Source organism: Pantoea sp. LMR881 (assembly GCF_027157825.1).
GTDB lineage: Bacteria > Pseudomonadota > Gammaproteobacteria > Enterobacterales > Enterobacteriaceae > Pantoea > Pantoea haifensis.
The window spans coordinates 42,194-57,657 of sequence record NZ_JAPVOK010000002.1; the positions used below are offsets into that span (position 1 = coordinate 42,194).

General features: G+C 54.1%; 14 protein-coding genes and 1 tRNA gene. 13 read left to right on the plus strand and 2 right to left on the minus strand.

Features of this window, described 5'->3' with window-relative positions:
• Positions 1-219 precede the first annotated feature (219 nt).
• The 13 genes from O3W44_RS01825 (at position 220) to O3W44_RS01885 (ending at position 14,128) form a co-directional block, all read left to right on the plus strand.
• Complete coding sequence (locus O3W44_RS01825; protein ID WP_269291759.1) at positions 220-1,335, plus strand: branched-chain amino acid ABC transporter substrate-binding protein; 1,116 nt, start codon at positions 220-222, stop codon at positions 1,333-1,335.
• 209 nt (positions 1,336-1,544) lie between these two features.
• Positions 1,545-2,450, plus strand: coding sequence for an ABC transporter permease subunit (locus O3W44_RS01830; protein WP_269294341.1), 906 nt, complete (start codon positions 1,545-1,547; stop codon positions 2,448-2,450).
• A 10-nt stretch (positions 2,451-2,460) separates the two neighbouring features.
• Positions 2,461-3,744 (plus strand): high-affinity branched-chain amino acid ABC transporter permease LivM, encoded by a 1,284-nt coding sequence (gene livM, locus O3W44_RS01835; protein WP_269291760.1) that lies wholly within the window; start codon positions 2,461-2,463, stop codon positions 3,742-3,744.
• Positions 3,737-4,606, plus strand: coding sequence for an ABC transporter ATP-binding protein (locus tag O3W44_RS01840; protein WP_269291761.1), 870 nt, complete (start codon positions 3,737-3,739; stop codon positions 4,604-4,606). Before livM ends, O3W44_RS01840 begins: the two co-directional genes overlap by 8 nt.
• A 1-nt stretch (position 4,607) precedes the next feature.
• Complete coding sequence (locus O3W44_RS01845) at positions 4,608-5,363, plus strand: ABC transporter ATP-binding protein (protein WP_269291762.1); 756 nt, start codon at positions 4,608-4,610, stop codon at positions 5,361-5,363.
• Between the two features lie 109 nt (positions 5,364-5,472).
• Complete coding sequence (locus O3W44_RS01850; protein WP_269294342.1) at positions 5,473-6,882, plus strand: EmmdR/YeeO family multidrug/toxin efflux MATE transporter; 1,410 nt, start codon at positions 5,473-5,475, stop codon at positions 6,880-6,882.
• 261 nt (positions 6,883-7,143) lie between these two features.
• Complete coding sequence (locus O3W44_RS01855; protein WP_269291763.1) at positions 7,144-8,772, plus strand: ABC transporter ATP-binding protein; 1,629 nt, start codon at positions 7,144-7,146, stop codon at positions 8,770-8,772.
• Between the two features lie 121 nt (positions 8,773-8,893).
• Complete coding sequence (locus O3W44_RS01860; protein WP_269291764.1) at positions 8,894-10,213, plus strand: NAD(P)/FAD-dependent oxidoreductase; 1,320 nt, start codon at positions 8,894-8,896, stop codon at positions 10,211-10,213.
• A gap of 61 nt (positions 10,214-10,274) precedes the next feature.
• The gene (locus O3W44_RS01865; RefSeq protein WP_269291765.1) at positions 10,275-10,433 is read left to right on the plus strand and encodes a twin-arginine translocation signal domain-containing protein; all 159 of its coding nucleotides are present in this window, start codon (positions 10,275-10,277) and stop codon (positions 10,431-10,433) included.
• Positions 10,427-11,947 carry a peptide ABC transporter substrate-binding protein gene (locus O3W44_RS01870; RefSeq protein ID WP_269291766.1) on the plus strand — a complete coding sequence of 507 codons (1,521 nt, stop codon included), beginning with the start codon at positions 10,427-10,429 and terminating at the stop codon, positions 11,945-11,947. The genes O3W44_RS01865 and O3W44_RS01870 overlap by 7 nt, the downstream gene beginning before the upstream one ends.
• A gap of 222 nt (positions 11,948-12,169) precedes the next feature.
• Positions 12,170-12,976 (plus strand): ABC transporter permease, encoded by an 807-nt coding sequence (locus O3W44_RS01875; protein ID WP_269291767.1) that lies wholly within the window; start codon positions 12,170-12,172, stop codon positions 12,974-12,976.
• 9 nt (positions 12,977-12,985) lie between these two features.
• Positions 12,986-13,870: an ABC transporter permease gene (locus O3W44_RS01880; RefSeq protein ID WP_269291768.1), complete on the plus strand. Its 885-nt coding sequence runs from the start codon at positions 12,986-12,988 to the stop codon at positions 13,868-13,870.
• 102 nt (positions 13,871-13,972) lie between these two features.
• On the plus strand, positions 13,973-14,128 hold the full coding sequence (locus O3W44_RS01885) for a hypothetical protein (RefSeq protein ID WP_269291769.1): 156 nt from the start codon (positions 13,973-13,975) through the stop codon (positions 14,126-14,128).
• Positions 14,129-14,338: 210 nt separating this feature from the next.
• Here O3W44_RS01885 and O3W44_RS01890 read toward each other — a convergent pair.
• Positions 14,339-14,414, minus strand: a tRNA-Asn gene (locus O3W44_RS01890).
• A 103-nt stretch (positions 14,415-14,517) separates the two neighbouring features.
• On the minus strand, positions 14,518-15,294 hold the full coding sequence (mtfA, locus tag O3W44_RS01895; protein ID WP_269291770.1) for a DgsA anti-repressor MtfA: 777 nt from the start codon (positions 15,292-15,294) through the stop codon (positions 14,518-14,520).
• Positions 15,295-15,464 lie beyond the last annotated feature (170 nt).

The following is a 15,464-nucleotide window of genomic DNA, read 5'->3' on the forward strand; positions in this document are numbered from 1 at the left end:
TTAATAATCAGTGAAGGCGCAGTGCGCTCCACAGCGCCGCATTCACCCTTCAGCAAAAAATGTCGCCATCAACTCTGCATTATGGCGAGATTATTGCTTACCCATTAACCGTGGCCGTCCTGGTCGCTGACTGTTCTCAAAGTGCTCTCCGATAAGTGTATTCAGAAATTGATTTCTTCCTGTTTGGCATTCGCTCTTAACCGTGTTGAGGATGACAGCATGTCTGTGAAATTGATCAAGTTACCTATGAAAGTCGTGATTGCAGGGTGTTTAACCACCGCGTTTTATGCACAGGCCGATATTAAAATTGGCGTGGCAGGGCCGTTCTCCGGCCCCAATGCTACCTATGGCGCGCAATACTGGAAGGGCGCGACGCAAGCTGCCGAGGATATCAACGCCGCAGGCGGCATCAACGGCGAAAAGATTGTTCTGGTACAGGGCGATGACGCCTGCGAACCTAAACAGGCTGTTTCTGTGGCTAACCGACTGGTCGATCAGGATAAAGTGATGGCGGTGGTAGGGCACTTCTGCTCCTCTTCAACCATGCCCGCGTCGGAGGTTTATGACGAAGCTGGCGTGTTAGCCATTACGCCAGGCTCGACCAACCCACAAATTACCGAGCGCGGTATGGAAGCGATGTTCCGTATGTGTGGTCGTGACGATCAGCAAGGTGTGATTGCCGCCAATTACATGATCGATACGCTTAAAGCAAAGAAAGTGGTGGTGATCCACGACAAAGATACCTACGGCCAGGGCCTGGCCGATGCGACCAAAGCAGCACTGGAAAAACGCGGTGTGAAAGAGTCACTCTATGAGGGCTTATCGCGCGGTGAGAAAGACTTTAATGCGCTGGTAACGAAGATTGCTCAGATCAGCCCTGACGTGGTCTATTTTGGTGGCTGCCATCCCGAAGCCGGGCCGCTGGTACGCCAGATGCGCGAGCAGGGTGTGAAGGCTGACTTTTTCTCTGGCGACTGTATTGTCACCGAAGAGATGGTCACAGCCGCAGGTGGGCCACAATACACCAAAGGGGTTTACATGACCTTTGGTAGCGATCCCCGTCAAATTCCAGCCGGTAAAGCGGTAATTGAAAAATTCCGTGCCGGAGGCTTTGAGCCTGAAGGCTATACGCTCTACGCCTATGCGTCTGTTCAGACGCTGGCAGCCGCCTACAAAGCCGTGGGTAAAGATAACGAAAAAGCCAGCGACTGGCTGAAAATGCACAACGTCGATACCGTCATGGGCAAAAAAGCCTGGGACAGCAAAGGCGATCTGAAAGTCTCAGACTACGTGATCTATCAGTGGGACGCCGAAGGCAAATATCACCAACTTTAAATTATCCGTCATGCTTCACGCCGCAGGGGCGTTGGCTGCGCTGCTCACACCGGTCACTGACTTCAGCCAACTGCCGGTGATGAGCGCACTTGCCGCCCGTCTGTGACGTGAATTATGCAGGGTAATAAAATCGTGCCTCGTTAGCTGGCGAGGCGATTTTTCCTGAGCCTGTATCGAGGCCCTTTGCGGTGAGATTTCGCTATGGATGCATTTTTTTACAGCAACTGGTTAATGGCCTGACGCTGGGTGCGGTTTACGGCCTGATTGCCATTGGCTATACCATGGTTTACGGCATTATCGGCATGATTAACTTCGCCCACGGCGAGGTCTATATGCTGTCTGCTTATCTCTGCGCTATTGGACTGGCGCTGCTCTCCTTCTTTGGGATCCACTCTTTCCCGCTGCTGATTTTTGGTACGCTGCTGTTCACGATTGTCGTCACGGCGGTCTACGGCTGGACGATCGAGCGCATCGCCTATCGTCCGCTGCGTAACTCTACCCGGCTGGCACCCTTGATCTCGGCAATTGGCATGTCGCTCATCCTGCAAAATTACGTTCAGCTCAGTCAGGGACCGAACCAGCAAGGCGTACCGACGCTGTTAACCGGCGTGTTACGCATGGAGTTTGATGGCGGGGCAGTACAGATCACCTGGACCAAAATCTTTATTCTGATTGCGGCGGCGTGCGGCATGGCGCTGCTGACCTGGATTATCCAGTACACACGGCTGGGGCGCATCTGCCGGGCTGTGCAGCAGGACCGACGGATGGCGGCCATTTTGGGCATCAATACCGATCGGGTGATTTCACTGGTGTTCGTGATTGGCGCGGCAATGGCGGGCTTAGCCGGGGTGCTGGTGACGATGAACTACGGCACGTTTGATTTCTACGCCGGATTCATCATTGGCATTAAAGCCTTTACTGCCGCCGTGCTGGGCGGCATAGGTTCCCTGCCGGGCGCGATGCTCGGCGGATTGCTGCTGGGCGTGGCGGAAGCGCAGTTCGCCGGACAGGTGAACTCTGACTACAAAGACGTATTTTCTTTTGCTTTGCTGGTGGTGATTTTGATTTTTCGCCCGCAGGGTTTGCTGGGTCGACCGCTGGTCGCGAAAGTGTGAGGACGCAAGCATGAGTGAAGCCATTCAGGGAATAAGCCTGCGCCAGTCGCTGCAAGAAACGGTGCTGGCTGGGTTGATCGCGTTGGTGGTGTTTGGGCCTGTTGTTGGCGTGGTGTTAGAGGGGTATCAGTTCCAGCTTGAGCCGATGCGCGTTGCGCTACTGGTTGCGGTGGTCATGGCGGGGCGCTTGCTGTTCAGTCTGTTTTTACAAACAACACAGGGCAAAACTCTGCTGCGTAACCTTGCCGGTGCAGACGACGGTGTCTACGTGCGCGAGCCGGGGTATCGTTCACGGCTGCGCTGGATCCTGCCCCTGCTGCTGGTGGCAGCGTTTATCTTTCCGCTGCTCTCGAGTAAATACCTGCTGACAGTGGCGATCCTCGGCCTGATTTATGTGCTGCTGGGGCTGGGGCTGAATATTGTGGTGGGCCTCGCCGGGCTGCTCGATCTCGGTTATGTGGCGTTTTACGCCATTGGGGCTTACGGACTGGCGCTGGGTTATCAGTATCTTGGCCTGGGCTTCTGGAGCATGTTGCCGCTGGCGGCGCTGATGGCGGCGGTTGCCGGGGCGTTGCTGGGTTTTCCGGTGCTGCGTATGCACGGAGATTATCTGGCGATTGTCACGCTCGGCTTTGGTGAAATTATTCGGCTGGTTTTAAATAACTGGCTCGATTTTACCGGTGGCCCGAATGGCGTGTCGGTGCCGTCTCCGACTTTCCTTGGACTGGAGTTTGGTCGGCGCGCGCGTGAAGGCGGCGTGCCGTTCCATGAGTTTTTCAATCTCAGCTATAACCCCAACATGAAGTTCATCTTTATCTATACCGTTTTAGTGTTGGTGGTGATGCTGGTGCTGTTTATTAAATATCGCCTGACGCGCATGCCGATCGGGCGCGCCTGGGAAGCTCTGCGTGAAGATGAAATTGCCTGCCGCGCCATGGGGCTTAATCACGTACTGGTTAAGCTGTCGGCCTTTATGTTAGGTGCCTCAACCGCAGGCATTGCCGGGGTGTTTTTCGCCAGCTATCAGGGCTTCGTCAATCCCACGTCGTTCACCTTCTTTGAATCCGCGCTGATCCTGGCGATTGTCGTGCTGGGCGGCATGGGCTCAACGTTAGGCGTGGTACTGGCTGCGTTTGTGCTCACCGTTGCGCCAGAATTATTGCGCAGCTTTGCTGAATATCGCGTGCTGTTGTTTGGCATGCTGATGGTGCTGATGATGATCTGGCGTCCTCGCGGGCTGGTCCGCACCAGCCGCGTGGGCGTGCCGCTGCGCAAAGGAGTTCGTCATGAGTGATGCGATATTGCAGGTGGAAAATTTGATGATGCGCTTCGGCGGCATCAAGGCGTTGAATAATGTCAGCCTGAATGTCGAGCGCGGATCGGTCACCTCGCTGATTGGCCCGAACGGCGCAGGCAAAACCACCGTGTTTAACTGTCTGACCGGTTTTTATCGTGCCAGCGGCGGGCGCATTCAGCTTAATGCCAACCAGCGTTCAACCGATGTCATTCAGGTACTGGGCGAGAAAATTCATCCCAGCGACTGGATTAAACCTGCGCAGCTCGGTGCACGTGTCTGGTACAAAATGTTTGGCGGTGCGCATTTAGTGAATCGCGCCGGACTGGCACGCACCTTTCAAAACATTCGCCTGTTTCGTGAAATGTCGGTGATTGAGAACCTGCTGGTGGCACAGCATATGCGGGTGAACCGTAACCTGCTGGCGGGCGTGTTCAATACCCGCAGCTATCGCGCCGCTGAAAACCGCGCGCTCGACCGGGCTTTCTACTGGCTGGAAACTGTCGATTTGGTTGCCGCAGCGAACCGACTGGCGGGCACGCTTTCTTATGGACAGCAGCGGCGGCTGGAGATCGCGCGCGCCATGTGTACCCAACCCGAACTGATCTGTCTGGATGAGCCAGCCGCGGGGCTGAATCCGGTTGAAACCGATGCCCTGAGCGCCATTCTTCACCGTCTTCGCGCCGATCACCGTATCAGCGTATTGCTGATTGAACATGACATGCCGATGGTGATGAGCATTTCTGATCATATTGTGGTGCTCGATCACGGTGATGTCATTGCACAAGGCACGCCACAGCAAATCCGGCACGATGCGCGCGTGATTGCCGCCTACCTTGGCGCAGAGGATGAGGAGGAGTGATATGAGCGGGTTGTTAGAATTTGAGGCAGTAGATGTGTTTTATGGCCCGCTTCAGGCGCTGAAAGGCGTATCGCTGACGGTGGCAGAGGGGGAAACCGTGGCACTGATAGGCGCTAACGGTGCGGGTAAATCGACACTGCTGATGTCAATTTTTGGCCAGCCACGCATCGCCAGTGGCGAGATCCGTTTCAGGGGCGAGTCGATTAGCCATAAATCAACCCATTTCATTGCGGCAAGCGGTATTGCTCAGGCCCCGGAAGGACGGCGCATTTTTGCCGATATGACGGTGGAGGAGAATCTGCAAATGGGCACGATTGCTATTGGTAATCGCTTTCAAAAAGAGGATTTAGACCGCATGTACGCGTTGTTTCCCCGCCTGCTTGAACGGCGAAAACAGCGCGCCATGACGCTTTCCGGTGGCGAACAGCAGATGCTGGCGATTGCGCGTGCACTTATGAGCCGCCCGAGTCTGCTGTTACTGGATGAACCCAGCCTCGGTCTGGCACCGATCGTGGTTAAGCAAATCTTCACTATTTTGCGCGAGTTAACCGCTCAGGGGATGACGCTGTTTCTGGTCGAGCAGAATGCGCGCCATGCGCTGAAGTTAGCCGATCGTGGCTATGTCATGGTCAACGGCGAGATCCGCTTAAGCGGTAGCGGGGCAGAATTGCTGAATAATGAAGAGGTACGCAGCGCCTATCTGGGGGCGGAGCTGAATCTGCCGCAGGCGCTGCAAAAAGTTTGTAATAATGATTAAACAGTGCGAGGAAACACTTTGCATAAATCCTCGCCCCCTATCATCATTAGAACTCCTGTCCAATCTATTCTGATTTGGTAATCCCTTGCAAAATCCCGGCGTAGCAGTGATGCAGGCGATCAAGCGCACGGCGTGGTATCCCAAACGCCGTGCTTATCGCACGCTGTATTGGCGTGAAATCTCGCCATTAGCGGTCCCCATTTTTATCGAAAACCTCTGCGTGTTGTTGATGGGTGTACTGAGCACCTTCCTGGTCAGTTGGCTCGGCAAAGAGGCAATGGCAGGTGTTGGTCTGGCTGACAGCTTTAACATGGTGATCATCTCATTTTTTGCCGCCATCGATCTCGGCACCACGGTGGTCGTGGCTTTTAGTCTGGCAAAACGCAACGGCAAACGCGCCCGTGCGGCGACCCGGCAATCATTAGCCATGATGACGCTGTTGTCGTTTGCGCTGGTGATTGCGATTGAATTCTGGGGCCATCTGATTATTGATGCGATCGCCGGTGCGGCTGAACCCAAAGTGAAGGAACTGGCGCTGAGTTATCTGCAAACCTCGGCGTGGAGCTATCCGGCTGCGGCGATTACCCTTATCGGCAGCGGCGCACTGCGCGGCGCAGGCAACACCAAGATCCCGATGCTGATCAATGGTGGAATGAACATCCTCAACATTGTTATCAGTAGCGTGCTGATTTACGGCTGTTTCTCCCGGGAAGGGCTGGGGTTTATCGGGGCCGGACTGGGCCTGACGATTACCCGCTACATTGGCGCGATTGCGGTTATTTATGTACTGATGATTGGCTTTAACGCTGCGCTGAAAATCACCCTTAAGAGCTACTTTCGACGCTGGAACAGTAATATTTTACTGGAGGTGCTGAGCATCGGCGTGCCCGCCAGTATTGAATCCGTATTGTTTAACGGCGGTAAATTACTGACACAGGTCTTTGTCGCAGGCATGGGCACCAGTGAAATTGCCGGTAACTTTATCGCTTTTTCTATCGCCTCGTTGATTAACCTGCCTGGTAACGCCCTGGGATCAGCATCGACCATCATTACCGGCACGCGCCTGGGTAAAAATCAGGTCTTTCAGGCTGAACGCCAGGTGCGACATATTTTCTGGTTATCAACAATTTGTCTCACTGCAATGGCGCTATTGACGGTGCCGCTGGCAGGCATTCTGGCGCGTTTTTATACCCGCGATCCGGAAGTGATTACCGTGACGCAGCATCTTATCTGGCTGAATGCGCTGTTTATGCCAATCTGGGCAGCCTCCTGGGTGCTGCCTGCCGGGCTGAAAGGGGCGCGCGATGCGCGTTATACCATGTATGTCTCCATGTTCAGCATGTGGTGCGCTCGCGTCGTGGCCGGTTATCTGCTTGGCATCGTCTTAGGTATGGGCGTCATTGGTGTCTGGCTTGGTATGTTCCTGGACTGGGCAGTGCGCGGCCTGTTCTTCTGGTGGCGGCTGAACAGCGGTAACTGGCTGAATAATTATCGCAAGCTGGTGGCAAAGGGCGGCTAGTGCTTTGCTGCCTGTTCCTCTCTCTGTCTTCCTCCATTGCCGGGGAAGGCTGAGGTAGGAATATCCGCACACTTATTTAAAATAAGTAAAAACTATTATTTCCCACCAATTGATCTGTGTCATTTTTTAACCGACATCGTCATTCAGTTAAATTTATTCACTCCCAAACGCTTAAGCGTGAATGCTGTTTCCACTCTGTAATGGTTTATTTATCGCGTTTCCTGTTTGCCAGAATGTTATTTAGCCAGGAGAAAGCTCAGTATGGAAAAAAGCGCCGAAGAACATTCACCGTTATTACGGGTTCGCCAGCTGTCAGTGGCTTTACCGGCGGGAATGGATCGCCAGTTTGCCGTTGAAAATCTCAGTTTTGATCTCGCGGCAGGAGAGATTCTTTGCATTATTGGAGAATCTGGCTCGGGTAAATCTGTCACGGCTCATGCGGCAATGGGCTTATTACCTCGCGCGCTGCGCATTACCAGCGGTGAAATTTTATTACGCGATAAAGATTTACTAACGCTAACGCCAGATGCGCTGCGCCAGCTACAGGGCCGCACCCTTGCTATCATCTTTCAGGATCCGCTGTCAGCCCTGAACCCGCTGATGACCATTGGCGCGCAGATTATGGAAGTTATGCAGGCACATAATGTGGGCGATGCACTTTCACAGCGGCAAAAAGTGTTGTCGCTACTCCATGAAGTTGGCTTGCCTGAGCCGGCGCGCATTCAGCACCAATATCCGTTTCGACTCTCTGGCGGTCAGCGTCAGCGCGTGATGATCGCTATGGCACTGGCGCTCGATCCGGATGTGCTGATTGCTGATGAACCCACTACCGCGCTCGATGTCACGACCCAGGCACAAATCCTGAAATTAATTCGCGAGCTTCAACAGCGCAAAGGGATGAGCGTGATGTTCATTACCCACGATTTTGGTGTTGTTGAGGAGATTGCCGACCAGGTTATTGTTATGGAAAAAGGCAGGATGGTGGAATCGGGGCCGGCGCAGCAGGTATTACGTCATCCGCAGCATCCCTATTCACGCCAACTGATCGCCGCCGTCCCGCGCTTACATAAGCAGGCCCGCGCGCGACGCGATAAGGCACCGCAGGTGCTGCAAGTAAAAAATCTGTTTAAAACCTATCGTAGCGACGGCGGGTGGTTTAGCCGCAGCCGGGAAGTCACGGCCCTGAACAATGTCAGTTTTAGCCTGAGAAAAGGCGAAACGCTCGGCATTGTCGGGGAATCCGGCTCAGGAAAATCATCACTCGGGCGCGTCCTGCTCAAGCTTTTACCCGCCGACAGCGGTGAGGTGTTATTTGATGGTCGCGACATTCTGCCGATGAACGAAAACGCCTTTCGCCCGCTGCGTCGCTGGATACAGATGGTGTTTCAGGATCCGTTTGCCTCACTTAATCCACGCCACACCATCGGCACGATCCTTTCTGCCGGGCCGCTGGCGCTGGGCGGCATGAGCCAGGCGGAAGTAAAACGCAAAGCGCAGCAGCTGTTGCGGCTGGTCGGGCTGGAACCGGGCGTCTGGGAACGTTATCCGCATGAATTTTCAGGCGGTCAACGCCAGCGTATCGGTATTGCACGCGCTTTGATGTTTGATCCCCTGTTACTGGTCGCGGATGAATCTGTCTCGGCCTTAGACGTGTCGATCCAGGCACAGGTACTGGCGCTGCTAAAAGAAGTGCAGGAAAAAACCCAGATCGCCATGATCTTTATCACTCATGACCTGCGTGTTGCCAGCCAAATCTGCGATGAGATTGCGGTTCTGTACAAAGGCGAAATTGTTGAGCAAGGCACGCCGCAGGCCGTTTTTCAGCAGCCAAAGCACGCTTATACCGCCCAGTTAGTCGCGGCGATACCCGGCGAAGCAGCCACAGGCTGATCGTTTTCGTTATGTAAGCCGTGCGGAGAGTTATGTCTGCGTGGCAGGCCAGCTTTTGTCTTTATTCAGGGGTCGCCTGAACAACCAGGCGAAATAATATTGGGCAACCGCGAGTTTTATTATGCCAGGTCCGTTTGTTGTACCCGTTCATGGGGATATTGAACTACCGGAAAAAGTCGATGTGGTGGTGATTGGCGGCGGCATTATTGGCTGCTCAACCGCGCTGGAAATAGCGGAGCAGGGCGTGAGCGTGGCGCTGTGTGAAAAAGGGGGCATTGGTCAGGAGCAGTCGAGCCGGAACTGGGGATGGGTACGCATTTCTCGTCGCGATCCGCGTGAAGTACCACTCATGGCTGAGTCGTTGCGTATCTGGCAAACCCTTAACCAGCGCGTCGGGGCCGATACGGGCTATCAGCGTGCCGGTATCGTGTTTCACTGTGCCGACGATCAGACTTATCAGCAACATCAGCGTTGGACGCGCCATCTGCAGGAAACCGAATTTAAGGGCGAAATGGTTGACCGTCACGGCTTTGAAAAACTGTTTCCGGGGCAGCAATTAACCGGAATTGGTGCGCTGTATACGCCAGACGATGGGCGTGCCGAACCGCAAAAAGCGGCACCGGCGATTGCTGAAGCCGCCCGCAAGCATGGCGCATCAATTCTGACGGAATGCGCCGTGCGCGGGATTGATACTGCCGCCGGACGGGTGTGCGGTGTGTTCACCGAGCGCGGTTACATCGCCTGTCAGCAGGTTGTTCTGGCGGGCGGCGCATGGTCGAGCCTGCTGGCTGGTCGCTATGATCTACGCCTGCCGCAGCTCAAAGTGCTTAACAGCGTGGTACGCACCGCTCCGCTGGCCGGTGGGCCAGAATCAGCCTTGTGGGCGCGTGATTTTGCGGTGCGAAAACGACAGGACGGCGGTTATACCATCGCATCCGGGCATGAAAGCGAGGTTGATATTGTCCCAAAAACGTTTCGTTTTGCCCGCGACTTCATGCCTGCGCTGCGCCATGAATGGGAATCACTGCGGCTGCGGCTGGGCGGTCGCTTCTTTGATGAAATGCGTATTCCCGATCGCTGGGAAATGGATGAACCCAGCCCGTTTGAATATTGTCGCGTTCTCGATCTGCCGCCCTCCAAAACCTTAACGGACAAAGTGCTGGATCAGTTGCGTCAGCAAATTCCCGCCTTCGCTAATTTAAAAATTGCTCAACGCTGGGCGGGCTGTATTGATGTGTTACCTGACGCGATCCCGGTGATTTCGCCGGTTGAACGTTATCCGGGCATGTTCATGGCAACCGGATTTTCAGGACACGGATTCGGTATCGGCCCGGCAGCGGGGCGTTTGATGGCCGATTTGGTGCTGGGCCGTCCCCCGTGGTTGATCCTGCTGCGTTTCGGTTTTCACGCTTTAGTGACGGTTCAAAAATCGAAATTATGACTGGCTTTTGATTTGTCGGGCGGCTGTGTCCGGCGTCGCGTTCCCTGACCTGAGGAAAAAAATGAGCGATAAGTTTGTGGATAACGGGCCTAAAATTTCGCGTCGACAGGCACTGGTTTATTTAGCATCGGGCACGGCGGCACTGGCGCTGCCTTCACTGTTTAGTGGCAGCATGGCGCATGCGGCCATGCCTGACGGGGGAAAGGGGGACAAATGGTGATCGGCTTCTCGCAGGAGCCCACCGTATTTAATCCACTGATGCCGCACATCGAAGTGGATGATGGCCTGCACTTCAGCCTGTTTGACCAACTGATCGGCGTGGATGAAAAAGGCAATTTCTTTCCTAAGCTGGCGCGAGAGGTTCCCACGACAAAGAACGGAGGCATCTCCGCTGACGGCCTGCATTTTCACATCAAACTGCGCGATAACGTCAAATGGCACGACGGCAAACCCTTCACTGCCGAGGATGTTAAATTCACGCTTGAGTTGCTGGTCGATAAAGAATTTCGCAGCTGGAGCCGTAGCGGACATGAATTAATCCGCGATCTGAAAGTCGTCTCGCCGACGGAACTCACCTGGCGAATGGAAAAACCGTTTGCGCCTTATACCTCTATTCTCGCCGCCACCTTTATCGTGCCGAAGCATGCATTTGAGGGCGTTGCCGACAAGAATACCGCCCCGTTCAATACCGCACCGATTGGCACCGGGCCGTTCAAATGGCAACAGCGCGTAGCGGGCGATCATATTGAGCTGGTCGCGAATAAAAGCTATTTCCTTGAGGGGCCTCTGCTGGCACGAGTGATCTACAAATACATCCCCGATCTCAACGTGATGTATACCCAGTTTGCATCCGGCGATATTGACGTGGTGGGACTGCAATGGATCACAGCCGATCACTATGACGAGGCGAAAAAGCTGCCGAATAAAGTGGTGGATGTGTTTCAAAGCGCCATTATTGAAAATTTCGCCTTTAATCTCGGCAAGCCGCAGTTCCAGGATCCGGCGGTACGTGAGGCGCTCTATTACGCTATCGACAAGCAGACCATTATCGATGCGCTCTACTACGGTTTGCCGAAGGCCACTGAAACCTATATGCCGATGCAGTCCTTCTACTTTAACCCTGCGCTGCCGAAGCACGAATACAACCCCGATAAAGCCAGACAATTGCTGGATGACGCTGGCTGGAAGCCGGGTGCGGGTGGGATCCGGGAAAAAAATGGTGTGCGTTTGTCATTCAATAATTCCACTACCGCAGGCAACCATCTGCGTGAACAGATGCAGCAGTTTATGCAGCAGAGTTTTCAGGAGATTGGTGTGGAGATGAAAATTGCAAACCTGCCGCCCGCGGTGATGTGGGGAGACTTTTGGATGCAGTCGAAATATGACAGCGCCATCGTTGGCCTGAATTATCTTATCGGATCCGATCCGGATACTGCCAACTATATGCGCTCAGATGCCATTCCTGCTCAGGGTGGAGCAGGGCAAAACGTCTTTCAGTATAAAAATCCCGAGGTGGATAAATTGCTGGATGAGGGCGCGACGCTGTTTTCACCCGAAGCGCGTAAAGCGGTTTATCTGAAGCTTCAGGCACTGGTACGAAAGGATATGCCGTTTTTGACATTATTCACGTTTGCCAATGTGCGCGGCCATAAACAGGGGGCTGAAAACATCACGCCAAATATCAATGTGCGCATTGATAGCTGGAATGTGGACAGCTGGCACTGGAAGGGATAAAGCGGCGTCTCCTTCTCCCGGTGAGAGAGGGCTGGGGTGAAAGTATCAGGCCGCAGAAGATCTAAAGAGGAAAATGCGTATGGCAGCTTTTCTGTTACGGCGTGTGGGGCAAAGCCTCATTCTGCTTTTACTGGTGTCGGTAATTGGTTTCACTGCGCTGAACCTGGCCCTGGCGGACCGCTATCACAATTTGCCTTAACGCCCGGCATGACGCAGGAAGCGATGCAGCGTATAGCCGAACAAATGGGGCTTAACCGGCCACTGCCGGTGCAGTATTTCGACTGGCTAAGTCATCTGCTGCGTGGCGACTGGGGGCGTTCTTATCGTGATGGTCAGCCGGTATTAAGCATCATTTTTTCGCACCTGCCCGCCACGCTGTTGCTGATGGTGAGTTCGATGGTGTTATCAATAGCAATCGGTGCCTGGGCCGGGATAAAAAGTGCCACCAGGCGAGACAGTCTGTTTGATCAGGTCTCAACGATCTCATCCATGATTGCGCTGTCGATTCCGACTTTTTGGTTTGGGTTAGTGGCCATTTACTTTTTCTCGCTCAAGCTGCAATGGCTGCCAGCGGGCAACATGTATACCGTGGGCGACGGCTCCGTGCTGGATGTGTTGCGCCATTTGATCCTGCCGGTGCTGGTTCTGACATTCGTTGACGTGGCGATCTGGAGCCGTTACATGCGTACCGCCACGCTGGAGGTGATCCATCAGGATTTTGTCAAAACCGCTCGCGCAAAAGGCGTTCCGCCGCGTCGCGTGTTAATGAAGCATGTGGTTGGCAATGCGCTTTTACCCATGATTACCCTGGCGGGTATGCAACTCCCCACGGTGCTTGGCGGGGCGTTAGTGGCAGAAACCGTGTTCACCTGGCCGGGCATGGGGCGATTGTTTCTCGATAGCCTGGGCTACAGCGATTATCCGGTGGTGATGGGATTGCTGATGTGTTCCGCTCTGCTGGTGCTGGTGGGAAATTTGCTGGCTGACGTGATCACTGCGCTTGTTGATCCGCGTATTCGTCCAACGTAAGGGGAATGTATGACTTCTTCGGTATTGACGCCACCGGTGGCGACGGCGCGCTGGTGGCATAACCGCACGCTACAACGTTTCCTGCGTCATCGCCTGGCCTGCGCGAGCCTGATTGTCATTATCCTGATGGCGCTTGCCTGCGCCTTCGGGCCATTGTTGCTGCCGTTTGACGATCTGTTCATTGACCTGCGGGCGCGTTTTGCCCCGCCGTTAACCGGCTGGCACTGGTTAGGAACCGATCCGCTGGGACGAGACGTGCTGGCACGCCTGTTAATGGCGGGACGTATTTCGCTGCTGGTGGGCTTCTTCGCCATGCTGCTGAGTATCATGCTTGGCACGGTTGTGGGTATTGTCGCGGGGTATTACGGCGGGCGAACGGGCGCATTGCTGATGCGCATCGTTGATGCGTTTCTCGCCTTTCCCAGCGTTTTTCTGCTGCTGGCGCTGGCGGCATTTATCAAACCCAGCCCGGTGATGATCACGGTGATTATCGCGGTGACCAGCTGGATGGAGGTGGCACGTATTGTCGAAGCTGAAGTGCGCTCGTTGCGGGAACGGGAATACATTCTGGCAGCAAGAATGCTGGGGCTGTCAGGACGCTGGATTATGTTCCGTGAACTGCTGCCTAACGTGGTTGGGCCGGTTATTGTTGCTGCCACGCTGACGGTTGCGCGCGCTATCCTGCTTGAAGCTTATATCAGCTTTCTCGGCTACGGCATTCAGCCTCCGTTACCGAGCTGGGGCAATATGCTGAATGGGGCACAACAATATTTGCTGCGGGCGCCCTGGCTGGCACTGGTGCCGGGTATCGCTATCACGCTGGCGGTGACCTGCTTTAACTTTATCGGCGATGGTCTGCGCGACGCACTCGACAGTCGCAGCGATAAGGGGTGAGTCCCTTAGTGATGTTTTAGCATAGCAGTGCAGAATTTTTTGGTTCTTTCTGTTGCTGAAAGCAGGTTAACTCAGCCAGACAACCTTGCAGGAGAAAAGTAAATGAAGCAAAAACTGAAAGCCTGGTTTGAAGCCTGGCTTACCGCCGCGGCAGCTGACGAGTCAGACGCGGGGCGAGAGCAAGAAATTATGATCCCTGTCAGTCAACGTTATGGTTTAGAGCTCTATCCGTTGATTCATCGCTATCATGAGAAATGATATTTTTTCTCCGCTAACCTTCTGAAGGCCCGCCATTTTATGCGCGCTTTTTTTCACTGTGCGCTTTATAGCCTCGCCCTGAAGAAGGGGATCTCAGGCGCACCGGGTAAACAGCGACAGAAAATTAGTATTGGAACGCAGCCAGATGCGTGAAGACGCGATAACAGAAAGGAAAAAGGCAGACGCTGTAAACGTCTGCCTTTTTAAATTTGGCTCCTCTGACTGGACTCGAACCAGTGACATACGGATTAACAGTCCGCCGTTCTACCGACTGAACTACAGAGGAATCGTTGGAACGAGGCGAATATTAGCGGTGTGGCATGTGGGTGTCAACAGCAAAAAATACATTATCATTCAACTGGCTAGCTTTAGCGCAAAGCGATCGCGAATTAAACAAATTCCGCTGAGATTGCCATCATTCGGGCTAAAGGATCTTGCTGATAGAAGTGTCGCAAATGGTGATACATTGCCGGAAAACGTTCCGCGAGCAGACCGGGTGCTGTAAAAAAGTATTCTGACAGCACGGCAAAGCATTCGGCGGGATCGCTGGCGGCATAGGGATCAATGCTGGCCGCTTGTTCACCGACCAGTTGTACTTCACTCTCGATCGCATCCATTGCCGTACGCAAATCGCGTTCCCATACCGCCACGTCGCGCAGCGACATAACAGGAATACCACTGGTGTAGCCGCTACCGCGCGCATCCAGTTTATGTGCAACTTCATGAATGACCAGGTTGTAGCCAGAGAGATCAAAGGAGTCCTGAATATCCAGCCAGTTGAGCACTACCGGCCCCTGAGTCCAGCTCTGGCCTGCATGTATCGCAGCGGCATGATGCACCAGGCCATCTTCATCCTGCCAGTTATCCTCTACCGAAAAGGGCTCGGGATAAATCAAGACATCATGAAAACCGTCCAGCCAGTCGAGTCCCAGCTTCAGCACGGGCAGGCAGAACAAAAGGGCGATACGTGCGCTGCGCAGTTCATCAAGCTGAACACCGCCCAGCGGCACCAGTTTCTTCTGTAATAAAAAGCGTTGGGCCAGCAACGCGAGGGCGCGTTGTTCATCGTGGGTAAGCAGCGTAAAAATCGGTTGTGCCAGAGCTTGCTGCCAGGGCAATTCGGCTAAGGCGACTTCGGCATTTGCTTTCCAGGGCCATTTAAACATTGCAGTTCCCGCACTGAACCAGACAACGACACTATCCTGACGCGGCAGATATAAAAATGCCAGCAGCGAAACGTCGTGCTGGCAGCTTAGTGAGCGGCAGGTATCAAGAGATCTATTCAACCTGGTTGGCGAAAAAATGTCTGTGATTCAACCCGCAAAGCGCAGGATTA

Excerpts from the sequence above, each read along its gene's own strand:
- O3W44_RS01880 (WP_269291768.1), top strand. The coding sequence starts at position 12,986 with ATGACTTCTTCGGTATTGACGCCACCGGTGGCGACGGCGCGCTGGTGG.
- O3W44_RS01865 (WP_269291765.1), top strand. The coding sequence starts at position 10,275 with ATGAGCGATAAGTTTGTGGATAACGGGCCTAAAATTTCGCGTCGACAG.
- livM (WP_269291760.1), top strand. The coding sequence starts at position 2,461 with ATGAGTGAAGCCATTCAGGGAATAAGCCTGCGCCAGTCGCTGCAAGAA.
- O3W44_RS01825 (WP_269291759.1), top strand. The coding sequence starts at position 220 with ATGTCTGTGAAATTGATCAAGTTACCTATGAAAGTCGTGATTGCAGGG.
- O3W44_RS01885 (WP_269291769.1), top strand. The coding sequence starts at position 13,973 with ATGAAGCAAAAACTGAAAGCCTGGTTTGAAGCCTGGCTTACCGCCGCG.
- mtfA (WP_269291770.1), bottom strand. The coding sequence starts at position 15,294 with ATGTTTAAATGGCCCTGGAAAGCAAATGCCGAAGTCGCCTTAGCCGAA.
- O3W44_RS01850 (WP_269294342.1), top strand. The coding sequence starts at position 5,473 with ATGCAGGCGATCAAGCGCACGGCGTGGTATCCCAAACGCCGTGCTTAT.
- O3W44_RS01855 (WP_269291763.1), top strand. The coding sequence starts at position 7,144 with ATGGAAAAAAGCGCCGAAGAACATTCACCGTTATTACGGGTTCGCCAG.
- O3W44_RS01840 (WP_269291761.1), top strand. The coding sequence starts at position 3,737 with ATGAGTGATGCGATATTGCAGGTGGAAAATTTGATGATGCGCTTCGGC.
- O3W44_RS01875 (WP_269291767.1), top strand. The coding sequence starts at position 12,170 with ATGCAGCGTATAGCCGAACAAATGGGGCTTAACCGGCCACTGCCGGTG.
- O3W44_RS01845 (WP_269291762.1), top strand. The coding sequence starts at position 4,608 with ATGAGCGGGTTGTTAGAATTTGAGGCAGTAGATGTGTTTTATGGCCCG.
- O3W44_RS01860 (WP_269291764.1), top strand. The coding sequence starts at position 8,894 with ATGCCAGGTCCGTTTGTTGTACCCGTTCATGGGGATATTGAACTACCG.
- O3W44_RS01870 (WP_269291766.1), top strand. The coding sequence starts at position 10,427 with ATGGTGATCGGCTTCTCGCAGGAGCCCACCGTATTTAATCCACTGATG.